Annotated in this window: 23 protein-coding genes; 10 read left to right on the top strand and 13 right to left on the bottom strand. The window is 73.5% G+C overall.

Annotated elements, in window-relative coordinates; genetic code table 11:
• The first annotated feature begins 14 nt into the window (after nucleotides 1–14).
• A complete protein-coding gene (locus tag ABTZ99_RS04700; protein ID WP_499608134.1) occupies nucleotides 15–1100 on the top strand; it encodes a GNAT family N-acetyltransferase in 1086 nt (361 codons plus the stop codon).
• On the opposite strand, the gene ABTZ99_RS04695 is transcribed toward ABTZ99_RS04700, so the two are convergent.
• Together ABTZ99_RS04695 and pheA are read right to left on the bottom strand one after the other, a co-directional pair.
• Complete coding sequence (locus ABTZ99_RS04695; protein WP_498771122.1) at nucleotides 1101–1715, bottom strand: histidine phosphatase family protein; 615 nt, start codon at nucleotides 1713–1715, stop codon at nucleotides 1101–1103.
• Entirely contained in the window at nucleotides 1712–2605 is an 894-nt protein-coding gene (gene pheA, locus ABTZ99_RS04690) for a prephenate dehydratase (RefSeq protein WP_499608131.1), read from the bottom strand. Before pheA ends, ABTZ99_RS04695 begins: the two co-directional genes overlap by 4 nt.
• Before the next feature lie 114 nt (nucleotides 2606–2719).
• Between pheA and ABTZ99_RS04685 the strand changes: the two genes are divergently transcribed.
• Nucleotides 2720–3322: a macro domain-containing protein gene (locus ABTZ99_RS04685; RefSeq protein WP_498771126.1), complete on the top strand. Its 603-nt coding sequence runs from the start codon at nucleotides 2720–2722 to the stop codon at nucleotides 3320–3322.
• A gap of 50 nt (nucleotides 3323–3372) precedes the next feature.
• On the opposite strand, the gene ABTZ99_RS04680 is transcribed toward ABTZ99_RS04685, so the two are convergent.
• Nucleotides 3373–3855: a GNAT family N-acetyltransferase gene (locus ABTZ99_RS04680; protein ID WP_498771128.1), complete on the bottom strand. Its 483-nt coding sequence runs from the start codon at nucleotides 3853–3855 to the stop codon at nucleotides 3373–3375.
• Nucleotides 3856–3915: 60 nt separating this feature from the next.
• On the opposite strand from ABTZ99_RS04680, the gene ABTZ99_RS04675 reads away from it, so the two are divergent.
• Nucleotides 3916–4545: a response regulator gene (locus ABTZ99_RS04675; RefSeq protein ID WP_498771130.1), complete on the top strand. Its 630-nt coding sequence runs from the start codon at nucleotides 3916–3918 to the stop codon at nucleotides 4543–4545.
• Here ABTZ99_RS04675 and ABTZ99_RS04670 read toward each other — a convergent pair.
• From ABTZ99_RS04670 to ABTZ99_RS04655, 4 genes are read right to left on the bottom strand one after another with little or no spacing between them, the layout of a single operon-like run.
• Nucleotides 4537–5655: a GAF domain-containing sensor histidine kinase gene (locus ABTZ99_RS04670; protein ID WP_498771132.1), complete on the bottom strand. Its 1119-nt coding sequence runs from the start codon at nucleotides 5653–5655 to the stop codon at nucleotides 4537–4539. The two genes, ABTZ99_RS04675 and ABTZ99_RS04670, sit on opposite strands and share 9 nt — an antisense overlap.
• The gene (cydD, locus tag ABTZ99_RS04665) at nucleotides 5652–8762 is read right to left on the bottom strand and encodes a thiol reductant ABC exporter subunit CydD (protein WP_499608126.1); all 3111 of its coding nucleotides are present in this window, start codon (nucleotides 8760–8762) and stop codon (nucleotides 5652–5654) included. The genes ABTZ99_RS04670 and cydD overlap by 4 nt, the downstream gene beginning before the upstream one ends.
• Nucleotides 8759–9775 (bottom strand): cytochrome d ubiquinol oxidase subunit II, encoded by a 1017-nt coding sequence (gene cydB / locus ABTZ99_RS04660; protein ID WP_498771136.1) that lies wholly within the window; start codon nucleotides 9773–9775, stop codon nucleotides 8759–8761. Before cydB ends, cydD begins: the two co-directional genes overlap by 4 nt.
• 11 nt (nucleotides 9776–9786) lie before the next feature.
• Nucleotides 9787–11265: a cytochrome ubiquinol oxidase subunit I gene (locus ABTZ99_RS04655; protein WP_498771138.1), complete on the bottom strand. Its 1479-nt coding sequence runs from the start codon at nucleotides 11263–11265 to the stop codon at nucleotides 9787–9789.
• A gap of 442 nt (nucleotides 11266–11707) precedes the next feature.
• Between ABTZ99_RS04655 and ABTZ99_RS04650 the strand changes: the two genes are divergently transcribed.
• On the top strand, nucleotides 11708–12307 hold the full coding sequence (locus tag ABTZ99_RS04650) for a TMEM165/GDT1 family protein (RefSeq protein ID WP_499608123.1): 600 nt from the start codon (nucleotides 11708–11710) through the stop codon (nucleotides 12305–12307).
• Between the two features lie 365 nt (nucleotides 12308–12672).
• On the opposite strand, the gene ABTZ99_RS04645 is transcribed toward ABTZ99_RS04650, so the two are convergent.
• The 4 genes from ABTZ99_RS04645 to ABTZ99_RS04630 are packed head-to-tail and all read right to left on the bottom strand — an operon-like array spanning nucleotide 12673 to nucleotide 16024.
• The gene (locus tag ABTZ99_RS04645) at nucleotides 12673–13269 is read right to left on the bottom strand and encodes a Uma2 family endonuclease (protein ID WP_499608121.1); all 597 of its coding nucleotides are present in this window, start codon (nucleotides 13267–13269) and stop codon (nucleotides 12673–12675) included.
• 47 nt (nucleotides 13270–13316) lie between these two features.
• Entirely contained in the window at nucleotides 13317–13985 is a 669-nt protein-coding gene (locus tag ABTZ99_RS04640; protein WP_498771144.1) for an IclR family transcriptional regulator, read from the bottom strand.
• A 3-nt stretch (nucleotides 13986–13988) separates the two neighbouring features.
• Nucleotides 13989–15161: a fumarylacetoacetate hydrolase family protein gene (locus ABTZ99_RS04635; RefSeq protein ID WP_498771146.1), complete on the bottom strand. Its 1173-nt coding sequence runs from the start codon at nucleotides 15159–15161 to the stop codon at nucleotides 13989–13991.
• Complete coding sequence (locus tag ABTZ99_RS04630; protein ID WP_498771148.1) at nucleotides 15158–16024, bottom strand: hypothetical protein; 867 nt, start codon at nucleotides 16022–16024, stop codon at nucleotides 15158–15160. The genes ABTZ99_RS04635 and ABTZ99_RS04630 overlap by 4 nt, the downstream gene beginning before the upstream one ends.
• Before the next feature lie 69 nt (nucleotides 16025–16093).
• Here ABTZ99_RS04630 and ABTZ99_RS04625 point away from each other — a divergent pair, with 69 nt between their 5' ends.
• From ABTZ99_RS04625 to ABTZ99_RS04600, 6 genes are all read left to right on the top strand, one after another.
• Entirely contained in the window at nucleotides 16094–17272 is a 1179-nt protein-coding gene (locus ABTZ99_RS04625) for a homogentisate 1,2-dioxygenase (protein WP_499608117.1), read from the top strand.
• A 60-nt stretch (nucleotides 17273–17332) separates the two neighbouring features.
• Entirely contained in the window at nucleotides 17333–18631 is a 1299-nt protein-coding gene (locus ABTZ99_RS04620) for an SWIM zinc finger family protein (protein WP_499608115.1), read from the top strand.
• Between the two features lie 286 nt (nucleotides 18632–18917).
• Nucleotides 18918–20345 carry a DUF5691 domain-containing protein gene (locus ABTZ99_RS04615; protein WP_499608113.1) on the top strand — a complete coding sequence of 476 codons (1428 nt, stop codon included), beginning with the start codon at nucleotides 18918–18920 and terminating at the stop codon, nucleotides 20343–20345.
• On the top strand, nucleotides 20342–21430 hold the full coding sequence (locus ABTZ99_RS04610; RefSeq protein WP_498771156.1) for an ATP-binding protein: 1089 nt from the start codon (nucleotides 20342–20344) through the stop codon (nucleotides 21428–21430). The genes ABTZ99_RS04615 and ABTZ99_RS04610 overlap by 4 nt, the downstream gene beginning before the upstream one ends.
• Nucleotides 21430–23676 (top strand): DUF5682 family protein, encoded by a 2247-nt coding sequence (locus tag ABTZ99_RS04605; protein ID WP_499608109.1) that lies wholly within the window; start codon nucleotides 21430–21432, stop codon nucleotides 23674–23676. The genes ABTZ99_RS04610 and ABTZ99_RS04605 overlap by 1 nt, the downstream gene beginning before the upstream one ends.
• Before the next feature lie 274 nt (nucleotides 23677–23950).
• Nucleotides 23951–25141, top strand: a complete 1191-nt coding sequence (locus ABTZ99_RS04600) for a VWA domain-containing protein (RefSeq protein ID WP_499608105.1) — start codon at nucleotides 23951–23953, stop codon at nucleotides 25139–25141.
• A gap of 3 nt (nucleotides 25142–25144) precedes the next feature.
• Here ABTZ99_RS04600 and ABTZ99_RS04595 read toward each other — a convergent pair whose 3' ends face one another.
• Both ABTZ99_RS04595 and ABTZ99_RS04590 read right to left on the bottom strand, forming a co-directional pair.
• The gene (locus ABTZ99_RS04595; RefSeq protein ID WP_498771162.1) at nucleotides 25145–25609 is read right to left on the bottom strand and encodes a hypothetical protein; all 465 of its coding nucleotides are present in this window, start codon (nucleotides 25607–25609) and stop codon (nucleotides 25145–25147) included.
• A gap of 60 nt (nucleotides 25610–25669) precedes the next feature.
• Nucleotides 25670–26143 carry a hypothetical protein gene (locus tag ABTZ99_RS04590; protein ID WP_498771164.1) on the bottom strand — a complete coding sequence of 158 codons (474 nt, stop codon included), beginning with the start codon at nucleotides 26141–26143 and terminating at the stop codon, nucleotides 25670–25672.
• Nucleotides 26144–26293 lie beyond the last annotated feature (150 nt).

The raw sequence follows: 26293 nt of genomic DNA, 5'->3' as shown, positions 1-26293 counted from the left end.
CTAGCCTCGTTGACATGTCAAAGAAACCCGTCCGCGTCCTGGTGGTCATCGCCGGCACCCGACCCGGTCGGCTCGGCCGTGCCGTCGGCGAGTGGTTCACCCGGGTCAACCACGACGTCGCGGTCGACGGCGCCGCCGAGACCGCCATCGCCGACCTCGCGCGGATCGGGCTGCCCCTCCTGGACGAGCCCGAACACCCCTCCTCCGGCATCTACCACCACGAGCACACGCGGGCGTGGAGCCGGCTCGTCGCCGACGCCGACGCGTTCGCGATCGTCACCCCCGAGCACAACCACGGGATGCCGGCCGCCCTGAAGAACGCCCTGGACCACCTGTCCGAGGAGTGGGCGTACAAGCCGGTGTCCTTCGTCGGCTACGGCCACACCTCGGCGGGCACGCGCGGCGTCCACATGGCCAAGCAGGTCGCCACCACCCTGCGCATGATGCCCACCGGGGCCACCGTCGCCCTGCGCATCGGCGACCACTTCGGCGACGACGGGCGACTGCTCGACGACCCGTCCAGGGACGAGGCCGCGCGCCACGCGTTCCGCGAGCTGGTCCGCCTGGCCCACGTCCTGCGCCCGCTGTACCGGCCGGACGGCGACGCGGTCGCCCCGGCCGTCCCGCCGCCGGTGCCGGGGGTGCGCCTGCGGCCCGCCGACGCCGCCGACGCGGCGGAGCTCGTCGTCCTGCAGCGCTGCTGCTGGGTCCAGGAGGCCGTCGCCAACCAGGACTGGGACCTCGCGCCGCTGCACGAGGCGGTCGACGACGTCCGCGCCTGGACGGCCGACTGGGCGGTGTGGTGCGCGCGCCTCGACGGCCGGCTGGTGGGTGCCGTCCGCGCCCGCCGCGACGGCGACACGTGGGACATCGGGCGCCTGATGGTCGCGCCCGACCTCGCGGGCCGGGGGCTCGGCGCCTGGCTGCTCCGCTTCGCCGAGGAGCAGGCGCCGGCCGGGGTGCGCACCGCGCGGCTGCACACCGGCGCCCGGAGCCACCGCAACGTCGCCCTCTACGAGCGCTCGGGGTACCGGCGCGGCGCCGTCCAGGACGGCGTCGTCCCGTTGACCAAGCCGGTCCCGGCGGGCGCGCGGCGCTGATCAGTCCCCGACCACGTCCACCCCGGTCCACGACGTGCAGCGCCAGCCGTCGCCGCCGCGTTCCAGCACGACCCGGCCGGTGTTGGGCAGCAGGCCCGCCTCGGCCAGCGCGGGGCCCACGTTGCGGGCCAGGGCGAGCGCGCCCATCCGCAGCACCGCGCCGTGGCTGACCAGCACCACCGTGTCGCCGTCGCGGTGCTTGGCGGCGATCCCGTCGACCGCGGCCAGGTAGCGGTCCAGGGCCTGGCGACCGCTCTCGCCGCCGGGCAGCGGCACGTCCAGCTCGCCCTCGGCCCACTGCTTCACCGTGGCGATGAAGACCTCGAACGCCTCGCGGTCGTGCCGCCCTTCGAGGTCGCCGCAGAAGATCTCCTGCACGCCGTCCACGACCTCGACGTCCAGGCCGTGCGCCGCCGCCACGGGCGCCGCGGTCTGCTGCGCGCGCACCGCCGTGCTGGCGTACACGGCCGCCACGGGCTCGGCGGCCAGCTGCTCGGCCAGCGCGGCGGCCTGGGCCCGGCCCGCGTCGGTCAGCGGCGGACCGGGTGGCAGCGAGTCCAGCGCCATCTTCACGTTCGACGCCGTCTCGCCGTGTCTGACCAGGATCAACCTCACGCGCCGTGCCCCCTCCGGACCGCGTCGACCCACTCGGCCGCCGCCACGAACTCCTCGTTGCCCGCCACCACACCGCCCGGCTCGGCCTTCGGGTACGAGCCCAGGAACCGGGTCTGCGGGCAGTGCCGGTGCAGCGCCGCCAGCGCGTCGCCCACCCTCGGCTCGACCACGTGGCCGTCGAAGTCGATGTAGAACCGGTACTCGCCGAGCCTGCCCTTGGTCGGCCGCGACTCGATGCGGGTCAGGTTGATGCCGCGCAGCGCCAGCTCGGTCAGCAGCTCCGACAGCGCGCCGATCCGGTCGGCCGCCGTGCAGACGACGGACGTGCGGTCGTGGCCGGTCGGCTCGGGCAGCTCGCCGGGCGGGCGGAGGAGCAGGAACCGGGTCTTCGCGTCCCGCACGTCGGCCACGTCGGTGGCCAGCACCTCCAGCGGGTAGTGCCGCACGGCCACCGGAGCGCTCACGGCGGCGTCGAACTCGCGGTTGAGCACGGCCCGCGCCGCGGCGGCGGTGGACGTCGTGGCGACCGCCTGGGCCTGCGGCAGGTGCTCGGCGAGCCAGTGCCGCACCTGGGCCAGCGCGTGCGGGTGGCTCGCGACCGTGCGCACGGGCTCGCCGCCGGGCCGCACCAGCACGCTGAACCGCACCGGGAGCACGGCCTCGGCGACCGCGACCAGCGGCTCGCCCTCGGTCAGCGCGTCCATCGTCGCCGGCACCGCGCCCTCGACGGAGTTCTCCACCGGCACGCACGCCGACGCGGTCTCCCCGCGCCGGGTGGCGGCCAGGGCGGCGGGCACCGTGTCGAACGGCACGAGCTCCTGCTGCGGAGAGGCGAAGCCGCGTGCGGCCTGCTCGGTGAACGTTCCCTGCGGTCCGAAGTAGGCGAGCACGGCCGCAACGATACGAGGACCACGTCCGGTGACCGTTGTTGAGGCGAGGATCACCCGCCTGGTGGGTGCCCGCCCCCGTTCCGCCGCAACCCGTTCTCCTGGAATGCTGGTGACGTGTCCGCCGCCGATACGGAGGGTGAGATCAACGCTCCGGTAGCAGTTCCCCGTCTGGTGTTGTGCGCCGTCGACGAACCGCTCGCCCGCGCCTGGCTCGCGGTGGCCGAGGGCCGCAGCGGCGTCGAGGTGCACCGGGGCTCGGTGCTCGACATCGTCGCCGAGGCCGTGGTGAGCCCCGCCAACTCCTCCGGCTGGATGCGCGGGGGCATCGACGCGGTCTACGCGCGGGCGTTCCCGCTGGTGGAGGGCAATGTCCGCAGTGCCGTGCTCGGCCTGCACGGCGGCGAGCTGCCGGTGGGCGAGGCGCTGGTCGTGCCGACCGGCGAGCCCGAGCCCGAGTGGCTGATCAGCGCGCCGACCATGCGGCAGCCCGGTGAGCTGCTGCCCGAGGACACCGTGCACCCGTACCTGGCCGCGCGCGCCGTGCTGCGGTTGTGGCTGGGCGGCCGGTTGGACGACGGCCGCCCGGTGCGCGAGGTCGTCCGCACGATCGCCATGCCCGGCCTGGGCACGGGCGTAGGCGGAGTCGCGCCCGCTACGTGCGCCCGGCAGGTCGCGGCGGCGTGGGACGAGGTGTTCAGCCCACTGCCCAGCAGGTAGCCGCCAGTTGTGCACAACCTGTGGACAGTTCGCCCGGGACCTGTGGACAACTAGCGCGGCGCGACCCAACGTTCCAGGTCCAGCTCGTCGGTGATGGGGATGCCGTAGTCCCCGACGCTGGGGATCTCCGGCTTGAGGCGACGGGCTTCGCGCACCGCGTCGGCGCGCAGGGCGGTGAGCCGGAAGCCGCGGCGCTGGTAGAAGCGCAGGGCGTCGAGGTTGTCGTTGGTCGTGGTGAGCCTGACCCTGGAGCAGCCGAGCTGGCGGGCCCGGCGGACGGCGGCGTCGACCAACGAGCTCCCGACACCCCTGCCTCTTCGCAACGCGTCGATGGTGACGATCTCCAAGTGTCCGTCGGCGGCGGCGTAGGTCAGCAACCCGACCACGGTCTCCTGCTGTTCGACCAGGAACCCGGGCAGGCTCGCCGGGAAGAACACCTGGCCGTGGGCGACCGCGGTGTGCGCGCCCCACAGTTCAAGCACCAGCCTGCCGACGACGATCCGGTCGGCTTCCTCGATCGCGCGTACGAGCATTCCTGCACTGTCTTGGCGGGCGCGCGCGGTGGGTACCGGCATTCGACCTATGGTTGGTTCGTGCCGGTGCGAGTGTTGCTCGTAGACGACCACGAGGTGGTGCGCAGGGGGCTGCGCGAGTTGCTGGAGGACGAGGACGACATCTCGGTGGTCGCCGAGGCGGGCGGGGTGGACGAGGCCCTGGTCCGCGCTTCGGCGACCCGGCCCGACGTCGCCGTGGTGGACGTGCGGCTGCCCGACGGCGGCGGCGTGGAGCTGTGCCGCCGGCTGCGCGGCCTCGCGGACGGGCCCAGGTGCCTGGTGCTGACCGCGTTCGACGACGAGGAGGCGCTCGTCGGCGCGATCATGGCCGGTGCGTCGGGCTACCTGCTCAAGCAGGTGCGGGGGCAGGACCTGGTGACGGCGGTGCGCGAGGTGGCGGCCGGCCGTTCGCTGCTGGACCCGCAGACGACGTCCCGCGTCCTGGACCGCATGCGCCGCCCGGTCGAGGTGGACGTGCTGGACGCGTTGACCGAGCAGGAACGGCGGGTGCTGGACCTGATCGGGGAGGGCCTGACCAACCGCCAGATCGCCGAACGGCTGTTCCTGGCGGAGAAGACGGTGAAGAACTACGTCACCGCCGTGCTGTCGAAGCTGGGCATGGAACGCCGCACCCAGGCCGCCGCCTGGGTGGCCCGCCGGTCACGCTAGCGGCACGTGCCAGCTGATCGTGGTGCCGGTCCGGGGCGACGAGGTGATCTCGCAACCGCCGCCGGCCGCCAGGGCGCGCTCCTCCAGGTGCCGCAACCCCCGCTTGGCCACCCCGCGCGGGACGCCGCACCCGTCGTCGGCGACCTCCAGGTCGAGCCGGTCGGGCGTGCGGCGCAGCGCGATGCCGACGTGCCGGGCGCCCGAGTGCCGCACCACGTTCGACAACGCCTCCCGCAGCGCCGCGCGGGCGTGGTCGGCCAGGTCCGCGGGCACGTCCGCGACGTCGCCCTCGACGCGCACCTCCGGCTCGAACCCCAGCAGCTCGCCCGCCGTGCGCGCCTCGGCCAGCACCGAGCCCTTGAGGTCGACGTCGGCGGGCTTGCCCGGGTCCGCGCTGCGCAGGGCCCGGACGGTGGCGCGGACCTCGGCCATCGTCCGGTCGAGCTGGTCCACGCAGTCCGCCAGCCGCCGCGCCTCCCGGCCGTCGAGCTTGAGCCGCCGGTCGAGCAGGTCGAGCTGCACGCCGGTCGCGTACAGCCGCTGGATGATCACGTCGTGCAGGTCGCGCGCGATGCGCTCGCGTTCCTGGTAGACCGCTATCCGCTGCCGCGCGGTCGACCCCTCGGCCAGCACGACCGCGAGCCCCGCCTGCGCGGCGAACGCGGCCAGCACCTCGACCGTGTCCTGGCTGAACGGCTGCGCGCCCTTGCGCCGGTACACCGCCAGCGCGCCGATCCGGCGCTCCTTGGTGCCGAACGGCGCGACCGCGAACGGCCCGTAGCCCCGCAGCTCCTTGGGCACGAACGGCGCGGTGCGTGGGTCGGTGGTGAAGTCGTCCGCGACCACGGGCACGCCGGTCCGCGCCGCCCGTGCGGCCGACGAACGGCTCGACAGCACGACGCCCACCGGGTCGTCGTCGCCGGAGGACGCCTCGACGGTCAGCGTGCCGTCCTCCGCGGTCACCATGGCCAGGCCGAGGTCCGCGCCGGCGAGCTCGACGGCGCTGCGCACCACGAGCGGCAGCACGGCGTCCGGGTCGTCGCCGGCCAGGGCGGCCGAGGTGATCTCGGTCGACGCGGCGAGCACGCGGGCTGGGTCCACGGTGGTCAACGGTAGGCCCTGGTCCGCATCCGCCCGTCGGCGACGTCCAGCACCAGGTCGGCGCGGTCCGCTTCCGCCGGCCGGTGGGTGATGTGGATGACGGTCTTGTCCCGCAGCACGTCGTCCAGGCGGGCCAGCAACGCGGCGGCGGTCGGCTCGTCGAGGTGGGCGGTCGGCTCGTCCAGCAGCACGAGGTCGGCGTCGTGGAGCAGGGCGCGGGCCAGCGCGACCCGCTGCGCCTCGCCGCCCGAGAGCAGGGTCGGGCCGATCACGGTGTCGAGGCCCAGCCGGACGCCCGCGACGTCGAGCGCCCAGAGCAACCGCGCGTCATCCGCTCGGGGGTCGCCCAGCCGCAGGTTCTCGCGGACCGTGGTCGAGACCAGCATCGGCTCCTGCGGGCACCAGGCCACGCGGTCGGGCCGCCACACCAGCCCGCGTTCGGGTTCCAGGAACCCCAACAGCAACGCGAACAGGCTCGACTTGCCCGCGCCCGACGGGCCCACCACGGCCACCTTGGCACCGGCCGGCAGGTCGAACGACACCCGCTCCAGCACGGGTTCCGCGCTGCCCGGCCACTTCAGCGTCACGCCTTCGAGCCCGACCGCGCCGCCGACCGAACCCTGCTCGACCCGGGCCGGCGAGGTGCTCGGCGACTGGTCGACGATCCGGCCGTACGACTCGCGCAACGCCGCGCGGTGCTGGGCGGCGGCGGGCAGCGCGCCCAACACCTCGGCCAACGCGAGCGGCACGAGCCCGAGGACGGGCACCAGCAGCGGGTCGACGCCGCCGACCAGGCCGATGCACACCGCCGACGCCAGCCCGGTCGTCAGGTGCACGATGCCGATCGCCGCGCCCGCGCCGAGGGCCTGCCGCCGTGCCTGGCGGGCGAGTTCGGCGTCCTGGCGCGCCAGCTCGGCGCGCACCTCGCGGTCGGCGCCGAACGCGATCAGGTCGGGTGCGGCGGTGAGCAGGGTCAGCACCTGCTCCGACACGTGCCGCCGTCCCCTGGCGAGCACGGCGGTGGCGCGGCGTTCGGCGAGCACCGCGACGACCGGCGCGAGCGTGCCGCCGAGGACCAGCGCCACGGCCAGCGCGAGGCCGGCCATCGGCTCGATGATCGCGAACAGCGCCACCGCGGCGGCCGACACGCCCACCGCGATCAGCGGCGGCTGCAGGACGCGCGGCACCAGGTCGCGGACCGCGTCGACGTCGTCGACCAGTCGGGTGAGCTCGGCCCGACCCGGCCGGAGGCCGCGCCACAACCGGACCCGCAGCGCCTCGGCGTAGCGGAACGCGGCGTCGTGCGACACCAGCCGCTCCAGGTACCGGAACACGCCCTTGGCCAGCGCGAACGTCCGCACGCCCACCACCAGCACCGACAGCGTCAGGATCGGCGGCTGGGTCGCGGCCTTCGCGATCAGGTAGGCCGCGAACGCCGTCAACGCCACACCGCTCAGCGAAGCCGCCGCGCCCAGCAACGCACCCGCCAGCAGCCGCCGGGTCGGCCGCGGCGTCCGCGCGGTGGTCGACCGGTCGTCCACGACGCCGACCTCACGGGCCGCCGCGACCTCCTCGGCCTGCTCACCCACCAGCCGGTGCGTCGCCAGCACGACCGCCGCACCACCCTCGGCGGCCCGGTGCACGGCGGCCATCACCTTCGCGGCCGTCGCCGGGTCGAGGTGCGCGGTCGGCTCGTCCAGCAGCAGCACCGTCGCGCCGTCCCGGACCCGGGTCAGCGCACGCGCGACCGCGACCCGCTGCCGCTCCCCGGTCGACAGCTCCGCGATCGGCCGCGCCACCAGGTGGTCGGCCGCCACCGACGCCAGCACGTCGTGGTCGACCCGGCCCGCGGTCAGCTCCAGCTCGTCGGCCACGGTCCGCCCGGCGAACGCGGGCCGCTGCGGCACCCAGGCGATGGCCGACCGGTCGACCGCCACCGACCCGCCGTCCGGCTCCACGAACCCCAGCAGCACGGCGAACAGCGTCGACTTGCCCGCCCCGCTGGGCGCGTCCAGCCGGTGCACCTCGCCGGGCCGCACCCGGAACCCGACCCCGTCGGGCGCGAACCGCTCCCGCCGCCGGACGCGGAGATCACGGACCTCCACCCCCTCGACCGAGCCGACCGAGCCGTCCTGGCCGACCGAGCCGTCCTTCGCCGGAGCGGGCGCGGGGATCTCCGCGACCCGCCGCACGGCCTCCACCCCGTCCTCCGAGGCGTGGTGAGCCGCACCGGCCGCCCGCAACGGCAGGTAGCACTCCGGCGCGAGGATCAACACCACCAGGCCCGTGACCAGCGTCATCTCCCCCGACACCAGCCGCAGCCCGATGCCGACCGCGATCAGCGCCACCGACAGCGACGCCACGATCTCCAGCACCAGCGCCGACAGGAACGCCACCCGCAACGTCCCCATGGTCGCCCGCCGGTACCGCTCGCCCACCTCCCGCACGGCCGACGCCTGAGCCGCCGCGCGCCCGAACGCGGTCAGCACCGGCAGCGCCCGCACCAGCTCCGCCAGCCGCCCCGACAACCGCTCCAGCGCCGTCGCCGCCGCGGCCACCCGCGCCGAGGTGAACCGGCCGATCAGGATCGCGAACACGGGGATCAGCGGCAGCGTCACCGCGATCAGCACGGCCGACGTCGGGTCGGTGAAGAAGATCCAACCGCCCACCGCCACCGGCACCACGGCCGTCGTCACCAGAGCCGGCAGGTACCGGGTGAAGTACGCGTCCAGCGCGTCCAGCCCCTTGGTCGCGAGCACCGCCAACGACGCCGGCCCCCGCGCCACGATCCACGACGGCCCGAGCCCCAGCGCCCGGTCCAGCACCGCCGCCCGCAGCTCCTCCTTCGCGCCCGCCGCCGCACGCGCCGCCACCGTCTCGGTCGCCCACGCCAGCACCGCCCGCGCCACCACCGCGCCCGCCAGCACCCACAACGACCCGCCGGTCACCAGCGCCGACGCCAGCGCGACCGCCTGCCACACCAGTGCGCCGGCCGTCAGCGCGGCCAGCACCGCACACCAGGCCAACGCCCGGCGCGCCGAGCGCGAGAGCGCGGGCAGCGCGCCGAGCGGGCCTTTCCCCGGCTTCTTGGCGGAAGGGGCTCCGGGGAAGTTCATCGGGTCGTCCCGGCGGGCACGTGGGCCTCCGGGATGTGCCGGGTGCCGATCCGCTTGCGGAACACCCAGTACGTCCACCCCTGGTAGACGAGCACCGCGGGCGTGCCGAACGCGGCGACCCACGTCATCACGGTCAGCGTGTACGGGCTCGACGCCGCGCCCGCCACCGTCAGCGACCAGGCCGGGTCCAAGGTGGACGGCAGCACGTTCGGGTGCAGCGCGCCGAACAGCGCCGCCACCGCCGCCGCCACCACGACGCCCATCAGCGCGAACGCCTGCCCCTCGCGCCGCAGCACCAGCCGCCCGTACGCGCCCAGCGCCGCCAGCGCCACCACGATCGACGCGCCCCACGTCCACACCGAGCCGAACCGCAGCTGCACGATCAGCAGCAGCACCAGCAGCGGCAGCAACGCCACCGGCGCGACCCTCAACGCCAGCGCGCGCGCCCGTTCCCGCACGTCGCCCTCGGTCTTCAGCGACAGGAACACCGCGCCGTGCACCAGCGCGTACCCGGCCACCGCCACCGCGCCGAGCAGCGTCTCCCACCGGATCGAGGCGAACGGCGAGCCGACGCGGTCGCCGGCGGCGTCCAGCGGCATCCCGAACACGGTCGTCGAGAGCAGCAACCCGACCGCGAGCGCGGCGGTCCACGACCCGGTCACGATGACCGCGTCCCACACCCGCCGCCACCGCGCCGAGTCGACCTTCCCCCGGTACTCGAAGGCGACACCGCGCCCGATCAGCGCCAGCAGGAACAGCACCAGCGGCAGGTACACCGAGCTGAGCAGCGCCGCGTACCAGGCGGGGAACGCGGCGAACGTGGCGCCGACCGCCACCAGCAGCCACACCTCGTTGCCGTCCCACACCGGCCCGATGGTGTTGATCAGCACCCGCCGTTCGCGCTCCGAGCGCCCGAGCACGGGCAGCAGCATGCCGACGCCGAAGTCGAAGCCCTCCAGGAACAGGTAGCCCAGCCACAGCAGGGCGATCACGCAGAACCAGAACGTCTCCACGGCTCCCCCTCTCAGTAAGCGAACGTCAGGACGTCGTCGTCACGCGATCCGGCGTCGTCATCCGGCTTTCGAGCCGGCAGCACGCCCGCGATCCCCGCGCGGACGTACCGCCGGATCAGGAACACCTCGACGCCCGCCAACACCCCGTAGACCAGCGTCAAGGCGACCAGCGACGTCAACACCTCCCCCGGTGTCGACGACGACACGGCCCGCGCGGTGAACATCCACACCCCGTCCACCCCGCTCGGGTTCGGCACCACCACGAACGGCTGCCGACCCATCTCGGTGAAGATCCAGCCGAAGCTGTTGGCCAGGAACGGCGTCGCGATGCTGCCCAGCGCCAGCCACTTGAACCACCGGCCGCGCGGCGTCCGACCACCGCGCGTCAGCCACAGGATCAGCAGCCCCGCGCCGACCGCGATGCCGCCGAAGCCGATCATCAGCCGGAAGCCCCAGTACGTGACCGGCAGGTTCGGCACGTAGTCGATCGGCTTGCCCGACAGCTCGCCGAGCTTCGGGTCGACCGGGTAGTTCGCGCCGTACTTCTCCTGGTACATCGGCACCAGGTCCTCGATGCCCTTCACCTCGGTGGTGAAGTCGTTGTGGGCCAGGAACGACAGCAGCGCGGGCACCGTGATGCTCTTGACGTTCTCGCAGTCGGGCCGCGACACGTCGCCGAGCGCGAACACCGAGAACGCGGCGGGCGACTCGGTGTGGCACAGCGCCTCGGCGGCGGCCATCTTCATCGGCTGCTGCTCGAACATCAGCTTGCCCTGCATGTCACCGGTGATCGCGAGCCCGGTGAACGCCGCGACGCCCACCCACGTGCCGAACTTGACCGACGCGCGCCACACCGGCCCGTCGTCGCTGCGCCGCCACAGGTGCCACGCCGCGACGCCGACCAGGAACGTCCCGGCGACGGCGAACGCGCCGAAGATCGTGTGCGGGAACGCGGCCAGCGTGGTGTTGTTGCCCAGCACCGCCCAGATCGACGTCAGCCGCGGCCGCCCGTCGACCAGCTCCACGCCGACGGGGTGCTGCATCCACGAGTTCGCGGCCAGGATGAAGTACGCCGAGGCGATCGTGGCCAGCGAGAACGCCCACACGCAGGCCAGGTGGACCTTCTTCGGCAGGCGGTCCCAGCCGAAGATCCACAGCCCGAGGAACGTCGACTCGACGAAGAACGCGACCAGGCCCTCCATCGCCAGCGGCGCGCCGAACACGTCGCCGACGAAGCGCGAGTAGGCGCTCCAGGTCATGCCGAACTGGAACTCCTGCACGATGCCGGTGACCACGCCCATGGCGAAGTTGATCAGCAGCAGCTTGCCCCAGAACTTGGTCATCGCCAGGTACTTGCGGTCACCCGTGCGCACCCACGCGGTCTGCATCCCCGCCACCAGCAGGGAGAGCCCGATGGTCAGCGGCACCATCAGGAAGTGGTAGACGGTGGTGATGCCGAACTGCCACCGTGCCAGGTCGAGGACGTCCACGGGTCGACCGTAGGTCCGGGCCGGGGGCCGGCCTCAGGTACGACGGTCCCCCGGGACCCGGGACCAAGGTCCTGTGCGCGAACTCCTGGTCTGCGGCCGGCCACCAGGTTGAGGTTCGACGCGAGCCGGCGACGTCCTCCCCGGGCCTGGCGTTCCTGCCATCGCCGTGATCGCGATCGAGCCGGACCAGCGGCGCGTGCGCACCGTCACGTCCGAGGTGGACGGCCGCACGGGGTAGTCTGGGTTCGCCAGAGGGGAGTAGTTCCCCCGGGTCACCACGACCGGGGCGAGAGGATCGACACACTGATCCGCCTGCGCGCGGATCCGGTCCCTCACCCGTTCTCCGGAACGGGCGAACGAGACCTCCGGCCGGGTAGCGCACCACGCCCGGTCGGGGTCGTGCTGCCTCCGTCCGGGTTCACATCGGACGTCGGAGGTTCCCGTGGCACCTGAACTCATCGCGGCGGCGACGGCTTTCGCCATCGTCTTCCTGGCCGAGCTGCCGGACAAGACCATGGTCGCCACCCTCGTGCTCACCACGCGGTACCGGGCTTGGCCGGTGTTCGCCGGCGTCACGGCGGCGTTCGCGATCCAGTGCGTGGTGGCCGCGACGTTCGGCGGCGTGCTCACCCTCCTGCCCGACCGGGTGGTCGCGGGCGTGGTCGCCGCGCTGTTCGGCGTAGGGGCGTTCCTGCTGCTCAAAGAGGGTTTCTCGAAGGACGGCGACGAGGCGGGCGCGGCCGCGAACGGGCCCGATCGGGTGACGTTCCGGAGGGCCGCACTCACGTCGTTCGGCGTCCTGTTCGCCGCCGAGTGGGGCGACGCCTCGCAGCTCGCCACGGCCGCCCTGTCCGCCCGCTACGCCAGCCCGGTGTTCGTCGGCCTCGGCGCGTTCCTGGCCCTGGTCACGGTCGCCGCGATCGCGGTCCTGGTGGGCCGCCGGATCGCCACCCGGATCCCGACGCACCTGATCCAGCGGGTGAGCGGCTTCGTGTTCGCCGCGTTCGCCCTGGTGGCCCTGTGGCAGGCGGTGGTGGGCTAAGCGGTCGCGTCGACGCCGCGGGTGAGCAGGTGGGCCTCGCGCATCCGGCCGTCCGGGGTGAACCGCCCGAAGAAGTGGACGTCGATGGCGAGCGGCTTGCCGAGGTTGACCACGTGCAGGGTGTACCGGGCGGCGATCCGGTCGCCGGGCGGCCGGCGCGGGTGATCCGGCGGGGCCGGGAGACGGGCGAGTTCGACGACAGGCTGCCGGTGGACTGCTGATCGCCGTCACGGTGAAGCTCGGCCACGCGGCGAGCGAGGAGGTCGAGGCCGGCCGAGCTGTCCGAGGAGGAGTCGGCGCACCCTCCGGACCACCCTCCTGCGCGTCCTCCGCGCCGACCGCTGACCACCGGTCCGCCCCGGGCGTCAGACCAGCCCGTCGAGCTTCAACGTCACCGGGAAGGGCACCGACGTGGTGAACTCGCCCACCACGTCACCGGCGTCCTGGTACCCGAAATCGCCGGCGAGGTGACACGCGACCAAGGAGATCGGCGGGTCCAGGTCGACGATCCAGTAGTGCGGAATACCCGCGTCGGCGTATTCCCCGCGCTTGATGACCCGATCCATGCGCTTCGACCCCGGCGACACGAGCTCGATCACGACGACCACCTCTGACGCGTTCAGCAATCCCCCTTCGCGGGAGACACGATCCGGCGCACCGCGCTGGACCACCACCAAGTCCGGTCGACGCGAGAAACCGGGGTCGCCGTAGGGCGACAGTTCAAGATCGACGTCGATGTCCTGGATGACTTCCAGGTCGGCGGGCAGTTGTTCCACGAACTGCATCGCGAGTCGCAATGAGGCGCGATTGTGGTTCGGCGACGGACTCGGCGACATCAAGATACGACCCTCTTGCAGCTCGGAGTAGCCGCGCTCGGTTTCGCCGAGCTCGACGTATTCGGCGACCGTGAACAAGTGGACGTCCTCGGCCGAGTTCTCCATGTCCTCGGACAGAGCGATCACTTCGTTCTCCTTAGTCTCACTGAGAGTGTCCCAGACGCTACTGTGCGTCAGCGCAACGCGTCGGCGACCTCCTGAGCCGCCCGCACCACGTGCGGCCCCACCACGTCACCGTCCAGCTTCTCCAGGGCCACCACGCCCACGCTGGCCCGCAATCCGGGCACGCCCCGCACCGGCGCCGCCACCCCGAACGCACCCGGCTGCAACTCGCCCGTCGAGTGGACCCACTGCCGCCCTTCCGGCGACAGCCCGATGGCCTTGCCCGCCGCGCCCCGGTGCACGGGGTGGCGCGACCCGACCCGGTAGGCCACGTGGTACGCCGTCCACGACGGCTCCACCACGGCCACCGCCTGCGCCTCGCTCCCGTCGGCCACGGTCAGGTGCGCCGTCGCGCCCACCGTCTCCGCCAGCGTCCGCAGCGCGGGCTGCGCGGCCAGCCGCAACTGCGGCAGCACGTTCGACGCCAGCCGCAGCACGCCGAGCCCGAGCCGCACCTTCGACCCCTCCCGCCGCACCAGCCCACGCGACTGCAACGGCACCAGCAGCCGGTACACCGCCGCCCGCGACGCGCCGATGGCCGCCGCCAGCTCGCTGATCGACGGCGCCTCCGACTCGGCGTCGGCCACCGCCTGGAGCAGGGCCAGGCCCCGCTCCAGGGTCAGCGAGCTCTCCTTCGACGCGGGTGCCGGCAGCCGGCCGCGGGGATCGGGTCTGACCACGCTCTACCTCTCGTCGGCGGGGACGACCGTGCCGAGGACCTCGGCCAGCCCGACGACCGAACCGCCTTCACCCGGAGCCGTCGCGGTGATCCGCACCGTGTCGCCGTCCTCCAGGAACGTCCGCTCGCCGTCGTCGAGCACCACCGGCTCCTTCCCGCCCCAGCTCAGCTCCAGGAAGGAGCCGCGCTCGTCGCGGGCCGGGCCGGACACGGTGCCCGACGCGATCAGGTCGCCCGGCCGAACGGTAGCGCCGTTCACCGACAGGTGCGCGAGTTGTTGCGCGAAAGTCCACGACATCTCGCGGAACGGCGGCCTGGACACCACCGTGCCGTTCCACTCGACCTCCAGGTCGATGTCCAGGCCCCACGACCGGTCCTCGACCAGGTACGGCAGCAGGTCGTTGCCCAGCGGCGGCGGCGACACCCGGGCCACCGCGAACGCCTCCAGCGGCGTGATCCACGCCGAGACCGACGTGGCGAACGACTTGCCCAGGAACGGCCCGAGCGGCTGGTACTCCCACGCCTGTACGTCCCGCGCGGACCAGTCGTTGACCAGCACCACGCCGAACACGTGCTCGACCGCCTGCGACGGCGTCAGCCGCGAGGCGACCGGCCCGCCGCAGACGAACCCGACCTCGGCCTCGATGTCCAGCCGGCCCGTCGGCCCGAACACCGGGCCGGACGACGACCGCCGCTGCCCGTGCGGCCGGACGATCGGCGTGCCGGACACGACCACCGTCCCGGCCCGGCCGTGGTAGCCGACGGGCAGGTGCGTCCAGTTCGGCAGCAGGGCCTCGCCGTCGGGCCGGAAGATCCGGCCGACGTTCTCCGCGTGGTGGCGCGACGAGTAGAAGTCCACGTAGTCGGCCACGGTGAACGGCAGCACGGCGCCGTCCAGCCCGACCAGCTCCGCGCCGCGCGGCGCCGACGTGGCCGAGACGATCTCGACCAGCCGCGCCCGCAGTTCGCTCCACGTGGGCCGGCCGGCCGCCAGCAGGGCGTCCAGCGTGCCCGTGGCCACCAAGGGCTCCAGCCGCTCGCCCAGGGCCAGTCCCCGCAGCAACAACGCCTGGTCGCCCACCCGCACCGCGACACCGCCGGGCACCACGCCGTAGGGCAGCGTCTGCGGCCCGAACGGCTCGTCCGCGGTGAACGCGGGGTCCTCGATCCAGCTCACAGCAGACCCAGCTCCTCCAGGTCGGCGATCGGCTCGTCCAGCGAGCACGACCCGTAGGAGGCGAACACGCCCCGGACGGCGTGCGCGGCCTGGTCGGACAGCCCGTTGGCCTCTTCGCCCAGCGCGACCGCGTCCGTGCTGGACAACGCCTCGCGCACGTCGCCACCGGAGAGCGAACGCGCGGTTGCGACGAGCAGGTTGAGGAACCCGTGGTGGGTGAACCCGGTCTCGGCGTCCGTGTGCCGCACGGCGTGGTGCAGGCCGGCGGTCGCCTTGAAGGCCACGCCGCCGCTGCTCACCACGGCCAGGAAGTCGGCGACCTCGTCCACGCTCGGGAAGTTCTCCTTGCTGACCCCGCCGCAGCGCAGCTTCGGCCAGCTGCCGTGCTCGATGACGCGGCGCACGCCGTCCAGCCACTCGGCGCCGCCCCGCCGGGGCTCGACGACGCGGATGACGTCCTCGGGCACGAACTCGGAGACGCGTTCGAGCCACACCTCGTCCACGTCGGACGGGGCCGGCATCTCGACCATCCGCAGCGCCAAGAGCTCACTGCGGGACTCGACGATCGACACGGCCTTGGGCACACCTCCCAGACCCGTGTCGATGACCAGCGAGAGGGCGACCGGCTTCACCGGCTTGACCTTGATCAACTCGGTGATGAGCTCGGCCAGTCGCGAAGCGGGGCACAGGAAGAGGCCGACCGCACCGGCCCATTCCCCGGCACGTGCGTCGAGGTGGCCGCGGACCGCGTCGGGCATCGAGGCGTTGCCCGGCGGGAACAGTGCGGCGTCGTCGACAAGCCTCGCGAGCAGGGGCGGAGTGCCGCGTGGACCGGGCGCACGGAGTTCGAAGGCGCTTGACACGGCTGACACGCTAGTGGCGTACCGGTCAATGAACAAAGATGTCCGACTATCGAACGCCCGGAGTGAACCATGGCGTACTACCGCCAGGTGGGTGAGATCCCCCGAAAGCGCCACACCCAGTTCCGCACACCGGAGGGCGGGCTGTACGCGGAAGAGCTCATGGGGGTCGAGGGCTTCTCGGCCGATTCGGCGCTGCTCTACCACCGCCACCTGCCGACCGCGATCGTCGACGCGGTCACCGTCGAAGAGACGCGCGGCGCGTTGACGCCGAACCTCCCGCTCAAGCCGCGGCACTTCAAGACACCGGCGTTGACCTGGGAGTCCGCCGAGGTGGACGCGGTCACCGGCCGCCGCACGCTGTTCGGCAACGCCGACGTGGTCATCGGTTTCGTGACCGCCACCGCGCCCAGCCCGCTGTACCGCAACGCGGCCGGCGACGAGCTGCTGTACGTGCAGTCCGGCGAGGGGGTGGTGGAGACGATCTACGGCGCGCTGCCGGTCGCCGAGGGCGACTACGTGGTGCTGCCGACGTCGTGCACGTACCGCGTGGTGCCGTCGGAGCCCATGAACATCCTGGTGCTGGAGGCCACCGGACACATCGGACCGCCGAAGCGGTACCTGTCGGCCAAGGGCCAGTTCCTGGAGCACTCGCCGTACTGCGAGCGCGACGTCCGCGGGCCGGCGGAGCCGTTGCTGGTCGAGGGCGAGGACGTCGAGGTGCTCGTGCGGCACCGCGCGGGCCTCACCCGGTTCACCTACGCCAATCACCCGTTCGACGTCGTCGGCTGGGACGGCTGCCTGTACCCGTGGGTGTTCAACATCCGCGACTTCGAGCCGATCACGGGCCGCGTGCACCAGCCGCCGCCGGTGCACCAGACGTTCGAGGGGCCGAACTTCGTGGTGTGCTCGTTCATGCCGCGCAAGGTCGACTACCACCCGTTGGCGATCCCGGTGCCGTACAACCACGCCAACGTGGACTCGGACGAGCTGATGTTCTACGTCGGCGGCAACTACGAGGCGCGCAAGGGCTCCGGCATCGGCATCGGCTCGCTGTCGCTGCACCCGTCGGGCTGCACGCACGGGCCGCAGCCGGGTGCCGTCGAGGCGTCGCTCGGGGTGGACTACTTCGACGAGACCGCGGTCATGGTCGACACCTTCCGGCCGCTCGACCTCGGCGAGGCCGCGGTGGCGTCCGAGGACCCCAAGTACGCCTGGTCCTGGGCACGTCGGGGTCCTGACCTGGATTGATCGACTTTCTGCCGTCGAGTGCCCCGATTCTGTCGGTGGGTGCCTCTAACGTCTGCCGGCATGGACGCACAAGCGCTTCTGGAGCAGGCCCCGGACGGCCAGGTGGCGAGCAGCGCCACCCGGCTGGCGGGGTTCTCCGGGTGGCAGGGGACGGGTCGCAGCGACACGGCCCTGTGGGGTCTGTGCAAGGGCAGCGGCAAGAACCCGTACCAGGTGTGCGTCGACCTGGGCGACCGGGCGACGAAGTGCTCGTGCCCGTCGCGGAAGTTCCCGTGCAAGCACGCGTTGGCGTTGCAGCTGCGGGACCTGCGCGAGCCGTTCCCGGTGGCGGAGACGCCCGACTGGGTGACGGAGTGGCTGAACCGCCGCAAGCGTGCCGCGGGTCCCGCCGGGTCGGGCTCGTCGGGCTCCTCCGCCTCCGACGAGTCGCCGGAGGCGGTCGAGCGGCGGGCCAAGGCCAAGGAGAAGACGGCCAGGGCCAGGGAGAACGCGGTGCGCGCCGGCGTCGCCGGGTTGACCGACTGGCTGGGCGACGTGGCCGGCGCGGGGTTGGCGGGGCTGCCCGCGCGTGACGCGGCGTGGTGGCACTCGACCCAGGCGCGGATGGTGGACGCGCAGGCCAAGGGGCTGGCGTCGGCGGTGGACGAGGTGCGCGGGATCGTGGCGGCGGGCGGGCCGCGGTGGGCGCACGACGCGGCGGACCGGCTGGGCGGGCTGCATTTGTTGGCGCGGCTGTCGTCCTCACCTGATCCAGTGATTCGCCGCCGGCTGGGGTTCTCCGTGGCCGAGGAGGAGGTGCGCGCCGGTCCGGGTTGGACGGACCAGTGGGCGCCGTTGTTGAAGGTGGAGAGCGACGACGGCCTCGTGCGGACCGTGCGGCAGTGGGCGTGGGGTCGGGCGCACGGCTGGGTGGTGGCCGTGCGGCATGCCGGTGGCGGCGCCCGCCCCGTGCCGCCGTTGACGCACGGGGTGCAGGTGCAGGGGGTGCTGCACCCGTATCCCGGCGTCCCGCCGCACCGGGTGGCCGTGGGCGAGTTGCTGGTGGAGCGGCAACCGGACCCGGTGCCCGCGCCGGCGTCGTGGCGGGCCGCGCTGGCCGGGCTGGAGGAGCAGCTGAAAGCCGACCCTTGGCAACGCCTCCACCCGCTGGGCTGCGCGGCGGTCCGGGTCAGTGCGGACATCAGGCACCTGGTCGACGGCGAAGGCCGCGGCCTCCAGGTTCGCGGCGACCTTGCCTTGGACCAGGCGCTGGCGCTGACGGGCGGCGAGGAGTTCGACGCGTGGGGCCTGTGGAACGGCCGCGAACTGCGCCTGGGCGCCGTCGCCACGCCGGGCGGAGCACCGGAGGTAGTGGGATGATCACGCAGGCAGCACGGGCACTCCTCGAACACGATCGGGTGATCATCGCCCGAAAATGTACGGAAACACCGTTACCAACCCTCGGTTGCATACGAGGAACCGCGACCCCCCAACCCCACCCCCGACCGACCAGCCGCCCCCGTCCCACCGACCACCGTCCCACCGACCCCCGTCACGAAACCCTCCGACGCACCACCACCCCAGCCGAACCAGCCACCTCAGCCGACCCAGCCAATCCGGCCGACCCGGCCGACCCAGCGGACTGGATCTCGATCGGCGGCCGGCCATGACCCTCCAAGCCGAATGGGACGAGGCCGTCCAAGCGGCCCTGATCGGCGCCCACCGCGCGGGCACGACGCCGACCGCCCTGCTGGACCGCGTCGCCGCCCTGGGCCTGGCCGCACACGGCGCGCAGCTCCCGCCGCCCGTCGACACCCCGCCGCTGCCGGCCGCCCCGGCGTCCGACGACGTGCGCGCCCACCCGGCCGCGAGGTCCGTGCTGGTCCAGATCCTGGCCCTCGACGACCAGGTGCTGCTCACGGAGTGGTGCGGCATGGCCAAGACGGCACGCGTCGTCGCCGACCACCGCGAGCTGCCCGCGCTGCTCGGCCTGGGCACCGCGCACCCCGGCCTGCGCCCCGCCGTGTCCGCCGTCCTCGGCGCCCGCGGCCGGTGGCTGGCGGCCATCCGCCCGACCTGGGCGTGGGCGGCGACCGGCGCGGTCGCGGAGGAGATCGACCTCGAACAGGCCCTCGACCTGCCCGGCACGTCCCGCCTCGCCGCCCTGCGCCGCGCCCGCCACCAGGACCCGGCGGGCACGCGCGCGTTCCTGGCCGCGCAATTCGAGGTCCAACGCCGCGCCACCGACCGCCAGGTGCTGATCAGCGCCCTGGAGGCGAACCTCGGGCCGGACGACGAACCGCTCCTCGAACGCGCGCTGGACGATCGCGCGATCGGCGTGCACGACGAGGCGTTGCGGTTGCTGCGCACCCTGCCCGCGTCCGACCTGGCCGAACGCGCCGCCGAACGCCTGCACCGCGGCCTGTGGCTGACCGCGGACGGCTTCGACGTGCAGACCGACGAGCTGTGGGCCGAGACGTCCCCCGAGCCGGACGAGGCCCGTGACCTGCTGAAAGACGGTTCCGAGGCGGGGGTCGCGGGTCGGCTGCGCGGCGCGGCGGCGAGCGTGCCGCCACAGCACTGGACCGGCCGGCTGAACACCGACGACGAGGGCGCCGCCGCCGAACTCGCGCGCGGCCCGTGGGCGAGTTCGCTGCTGCGCGGCGTGGCGCAGAACCTCAAGCTCGCCGACGACGCCCGACCGTGGGCGGTCGCGGCGACCCGGTCGCTGACCGGCATGGAGCAGCTGGAGATGCTCGGCGGCCTGCCCGCCGAGCTGGCCGCGCGCACCGTCGTCGAGGTGTCGCGGCAGTGGAACTACGACCTGCTCGACCACGCGTGCTCGCAGTTGCCCGGGCCGTGGAGCGCGCAGGCCACCGCGGACCTGCTCGACCGCTACGCCGGGATGCGCGACCCGAGGTGGCGCGCCGGCCGGCCGCCCGCGGTGCTGCTGGCCAGGGGTGACGCCGAGGTGCTCGGCGCGAACTGGGCCCGCATCACCGAGCGCTGGCCCGAGCACACCGTCGAACTCGACGTCCTGCGCCTGCGCATGCAGCTGCGCGAGGCGTTCAACCACCGGGAGGAAAGCCAGTGACCACCGAATCCGTGCTGCGGCCCGCCGCGGAACAGCAGTACGCCGCCGAGCTCGCGGCCTTGGCGGCGGCGGACGACCGGCCCCGCCCGCCGCAGTGGCGGATGTCGCCGCAGGCGGTGGTCACCTACGTGCTCGGCGGCACGCTCGCGGACGGCACCGTGATCACGCCGAAGTACGTCGGCGACCGGCGGCTGGTCGAGATCGCCGTCGGCACGCTGGTCACCGACCGGGCGTTGCTGCTGGTCGGCGTGCCGGGCACGGCGAAGTCGTGGCTGTCGGAGCACATCGCGGCGGCGGTGAGCGGCAACTCGACGCTGGTCGTGCAGGGCACCGCGGGCACGGGCGAGGACCAGGTCCGCTACGGCTGGAACTACGCGCGGCTGATCGCCGAGGGGCCGTCCGAGGCGGCGGTGGTGGCGAGCCCGGTGATGACGGGGATGCGCGAGGGCGCGGTCGTCCGGGTCGAGGAGCTGACCCGGATGCCCGCCGAGGTGCAGGACTCGTTCATCACGATCCTGTCCGAGAAGACGCTGCCGATCCCGGAGCTGGGCGTGCAGGTGCAGGCCGTGCCGGGGTTCACCGTGATCGCCACCGCGAACGACCGCGACCGCGGCGTGAACCAGATGTCGTCGGCGCTCGCCCGCCGCTTCAACACCGTCGTGCTGCCGCCGCCCGCGACCGAGGACGACGAGGTGGAGATCGTGTCGGCGCGGGCCGCCCAGCTCGGCCGGGCGTTGCGGCTGCCCGCCGAGCCGCCGGCGTTGGAGGAGGTGCGCCGGGTGGTGCGGATCTTCCGCGAGCTGCGCAACGGGTCCACTGTGGACGGACGCACGCAGCTGAAGAAGCCGAGCGGCAGCCTGTCCACGGCCGAGGCGATCTCGGTGGTGACCAGCGGCATGGCGTTGGCCGGGCACTTCGGCGACGGCACGATCACCGCCGACGAGCTGGCGTCCGGCCTGCTCGGCGCGGTGGTGAAGGACCGCGTGTCGGACACGGCGGCGTGGCAGGAGTACCTGGAGGCGGTGGTGAAGGAGCGCGCCGAGTGGCGTGACCTGTACCGGGCGTGCCAGGACACGGTGGGCTGATGGCGCGCGACCAGCCCTTGCCGGAACGGGTGACGCTGCTCGGTATCCGGCATCACGGTCCGGGTTCGGCGCGCATGGTCGCGGCGGCGTTGGCGGCCGTGCGGCCGGAGGTGGTCCTGATCGAGGGACCACCGGAGGGTGACGCCCTGTTGCCGCACGTGCCGAACCTGACCCCGCCGGTGGCGTTGCTGCTGCACGACGAGGCGGAGCCGGCGCGGGCCGCGTTCTGGCCGTTCGCCGAGTTCTCGCCGGAGTGGCGGGCGATGACGTGGGCGCAGGCCAACGGCGTCCCGGTGCGGTTCTTCGACCTGCCGGCCGCCGCCTCCCTGTCCGACCCCGAGACACCCGAGACACCCGAGACACCCGACTCCCCCGACACTCCCGACACCTCTGACTCCCCCGAGAACGCACCGAAGGCGGCGCTCGACCCGCTCGGCACGCTGGCCGAGGCGGCGGGTTTCGACGACCCCGAACGCTGGTGGGAGGACGTGGTCGAGCACCACACCGACCCGCGTGACCTGGCCGAGGCGGTCGCGGAGGCGATGGGCGCGCTGCGGGAGGAGTTCGCCGACCAGGTGGACGTCCGCACGTTGCGCCGGGAAGCCGCGATGCGACAGAACGTCCGGCAGGCGTTGAAGGACGTCGAGGGCCCGATCGCGGTGGTGGCCGGCGCGTGGCACGTGCCCGCGCTGCGCACCCTGCCGCCCGCGTCGGTCGACGCCGCGGCGCTGAAGGGCTTGCCGCGCAAGAAGATCTCGGGCACGTGGGTGCCGTGGAGCCACGGTCGGCTGGCGGCGTCGTCCGGTTACGGCGCGGGTGTCGCTTCGCCGGGTTGGTACGCGCACTTGTGGGAGTGCGCCGAACGCGGCGACGCCGTGCCGCGGTGGTTCGCGAAGGCGTGCGCGGTGTTGCGGGCCGAGGACTTGCCCGCGTCGACGGCGAGCGCGGTGGAGGCGGTGCGGCTGGCGGACGCGTTGGCGGCGATGCGCGGGCGGCCGTCGCCGGGGCTTTCGGAGGTGATGGAGGCGTCGCTGGCGGTGTTGTGCGGCGGTGACGCGACCCCGCTCCGCTTGGTGCACGAGCAGTTGGTGGTCGGTGAGCGGTTGGGCGTGGTGGGCGACGACGTCCCGACGTCACCGCTGGCCGCGGACCTGGCGCGGTGGCAACGCCGGCTGCGGATGCCGGCCAGTGCGGCGATCAAGCCGATGCGCTTCGACCTGCGCAAGGACACCGATCGCGAACGCTCGAAGTTGTTGCGGCGCTTGGAAGTCCTCGACGTCCCTTGGGGCACGCCGGACACGACCCGGACCCTGGGCACGTTCGCCGAGGCCTGGCAGCTGCACTGGCGGCCGGAGTTCGCGGTCGCGCTGGCCGTCGCCGCGCGGCACGGCACGACGGTCGAATCCGCCGCCCGGACCGTGTTGATCGCCCGTGCCGCGGCGGCCACCCGGGTGGTCGACGCCGCCGAAGCGCTGAGCCAGGCCGTGGGGTGCGAGATCCCGGAGGCCGTCGCCGCGTCCCGCCAAGCCCTGGACCGCTGCGCCGCCGCCGCGACCGACGCCCTGGAACTCCTGTCCGCCCTGCCGGACCTGGCGACCACCGTCCGCTACGGCTCGGTGCGCGGCACGGACCCGGAACTGCTTCGCGTTGCGCTGCACGGATTGCTGGCCCGCGGCGCGGTCGGCCTGCCGCTCGCGTGCCGAGGCGTGGACGAGGACACGGCGGAACGGGCGGTCAAGGCGGTCGAGGGCGCGGACGACGCGGTGCGCCTGGCCGCCGACGACGAGCACCGCGACACGTGGCAGCGCGCGCTGAAATCGCTGGTCGCGATGCCCGACGCGCACGGCCTGCCGACCGGCCGGGCGACGCGCCTGCTGTGGGAAACGGGCGCCCTGGACTCCGACGAAGTCGCCACCCGCCTGCACCGCGCGGTCTCGCTGGCGGCCGGCGCGACCGCGTTCGTGGCGGGCTTCCTGCGCGGGTCGGCCGCGCTGCTCACCGCCGATCCACGCCTGTTCGGCGTCGTGGACGAGTGGCTGACCGGCCTGTCGGGCGCGGATTTCGCCGCCGCGCTGCCGCTCCTGCGCCGCGCGGTGGGTGATTTCAGCCCGGCCGAGCGCCGGATGCTCGGCGACCGGGTCAAGGGCACGGTGGCGGGCGGTGCGATGGCGGCGGGCGACTGGGACGAAGAGCTCGCGGCACGTCTTGCCGGCCACGTGCGCGATCTGCTGGGTGCGGGCACGTGACGCGCGTGGCCACGCGGCAGAGGCAGGGGCAGGAGGTGGCGGGCGGAGTGCGGGGTGAGGCGGGCGGGGTGCGGGGTGAGGCGGCCCGTGGTCGGGAGGCGGTGGGTCGGGAGGCGGTGGGTCGGGGTCGTGGGGTGGGCGGGGTCGGGGGGTTGGGACGGGTGGTGGTTGTCGGGGCTCCTCATGTTTTAACCGAGGGGCGGTAACAGTGTTTCCGTACATTTTCGGGCGATGATCACCCGATGGTGTGACTGAGGGCCCTGGGGTGGCCGGGATGGCAGGTGGGCGCGTGACGCAGGATATCGCGGTTGAGCGGCAGCGGCGGTGGAGGTTGTTGTTGGGTGGGGCGGCCGGGGATCTCGGTGCGCTCAGCGAGGACGACCAGCGGCGGGATTCCGCGTTGACCGGGTTGTACGGCGGTGGTGGGGACGCGGTGGACGCCGGTGGCAAGCGCGGTGCCGGGTTGGGTGGGTCGTCGCCCGTCCTGCACCGGTGGTTGGGCGATGTCCGCACGTACTTCCCCAGCTCGGTCGTCCAGGTGATGCAGAAGGACGCCGTGGAACGCCTGGGCCTGCGCCAACTGCTCCTCGAACCGGAACTGCTCTCCAGCGTCGAGCCGGACGTGAGCCTGGTCGGCACGCTGGTCTCGCTCTCCCGCGCCATCCCCGAACGCACCCGCGAGACCGCCCGCGCCGTGGTGCGCAAGGTGGTCGAGGACATCGAGCGCAAGCTCGCCGACCGCCTCCTGGCCGCCGTGCACGGCGCGATCGACCGGTCCCGCCGCACCAGCCGCCCGCGGCTGTCCGATGTGGACTGGAATCGCACGATCCGCAAGAACCTGCGCCACTACCAGCCCGACCAGCGCACGGTGATCGTGCAGGACCTGGTCGGCAACAGCAGGCGCAGCCGCCAGGCCTCGCTGCGGGACGTGGTCCTGCTGGTCGACCAGTCCGGCTCGATGGCCGAGTCGGTCGTCTACTCCGCCGTGCTCGGCGCCTCGCTGGCCTCGTTGAAGGCCGTCGACACGAAGCTGGTCGTGTTCGACACCGAGGTGGTGGACCTGACCGAGCAGCTCAAGGACCCGGTGGACCTGCTGTTCTCCACCCAACTGGGTGGCGGCACGGACATCAACCGCGCCGTCGCCTACGGCCAGTCGCTGGTCCGCCGCCCGACGGACACCGTCATGGTGCTGATCAGCGACCTGTACGAGGGCGGTGTGGCGCGGGAGTTGCAGCGGCGCGTGCGGGAGTTGGTGCAGAGCGGGGTGACGGTGGTGGTGCTGCTCGCGTTGTCCGACGGCGGCACGCCCGCCTACGACCACGAGCTGGCCGCGAAGCTGTCCGAGCTGGGCGCGCCGGCGTTCGCGTGCACCCCGGACCGGTTCCCGGACCTGCTGGCCACGGCCCTGCGCCGCGAGGACGTCGCCGCGTGGGCCGAGCAGAGCGGGATCCCGGTGGGCCGGTGAGCCTCAGCGGATGACGATCCGGCCGAGCGTCGTGAACGGCGCGCCCCTGGTCAGCACGGCGGTCCGGCCGCGCGGGTCGGGTCCGGCCAGCCACACCCGGCCGCCGCGGCGGATGTTCTCGCGGACGCGTTCGGGGATCTCGGCCAGCCGCAGGAACGTCCGGTCGGAGCCCGCCGTCTCCAGGTACGTCTGCCGCCCGACGCGGGTGCGCCCCGGCACGAAGTGCACCGAGACGGCGTGCCGGGGGTAGGTGTCGAGCAGCCGCCGCAGGGCGCGCCGCGAGAAGAAGTGCCGCAGCCCGGGCACGGCGAGCTCCACGCACAGCGGTGTGAGCACGAACACCCAGCGCGACCCGGCCCACTCCGAGACGACCCACAGCGTCAGGAAGGCGAACACCGCCAGCCCGAGGAACCCGACCGCGCGGCGATCCGCACTGGTCAGGCACTTGTCCACCCAAGCCTCGCCCACCACCGCTCCCAGCAAACCAGAAGTCCCCCCGGTGGGTAACCGAATAGATGATCACCAAACTCACCGGCGGACGACCTTCGCCGGGAACAGCTTCGGCACGCCGCGGAACGTGACCACGGTGTTCCCGGCGCGGTCGGGGGCGACGACCCACGCGCGCCGGTGCCGGTTGATCCGCCCGCGGGCGAGGGGTCCGGCGCTGACGTCCAGCACGAGCGGCCGCGGTCCGTGCACGACGAGCAGCCCGCCGCGCCAGTGGATGCGCACGTAGACCCACGCGTGCTCGCCGAGGACCTCGGGCAGCACCTGCCGCCGCGTCAGCCCGAACCCGAGGACGAGCACGGAGAACAGCAGCAGCACGAGCGGCAGGGCGGACGACACGGTGAACACGAAGATCAGCGCGAGCTGGAGCACGAACGCGAGCGCGCCGACCACGACCCAGCCGAACGCCCGCCGGCCCGCGATCTCCATGCAGTACCGGGTCCACCGGTCGTCGAGGGCCGCTCCCCGGGTGGACGGCTTGTTCGGCACGACCACGAGCCACCTCCGCCAGGCGTGCCAAGGTTACGACGAACGCGCGGCCCGCCGAATCGGCCAACCGGACCGAACCGCAGACCGACCGGGGCGACCCGAGGGCCGACCGGGGCGATCCGAGGGCCGACCGGGGCGATCCGCGGCGCTCTTCCC

This window comes from Actinosynnema sp. NPDC002837, from assembly GCF_040295345.1.
GTDB lineage: Bacteria > Actinomycetota > Actinomycetes > Mycobacteriales > Pseudonocardiaceae > Actinosynnema.
Note: the sequence above shows the minus strand (reverse complement) of the source record. Positions and strands in the feature narration are given on the sequence as shown.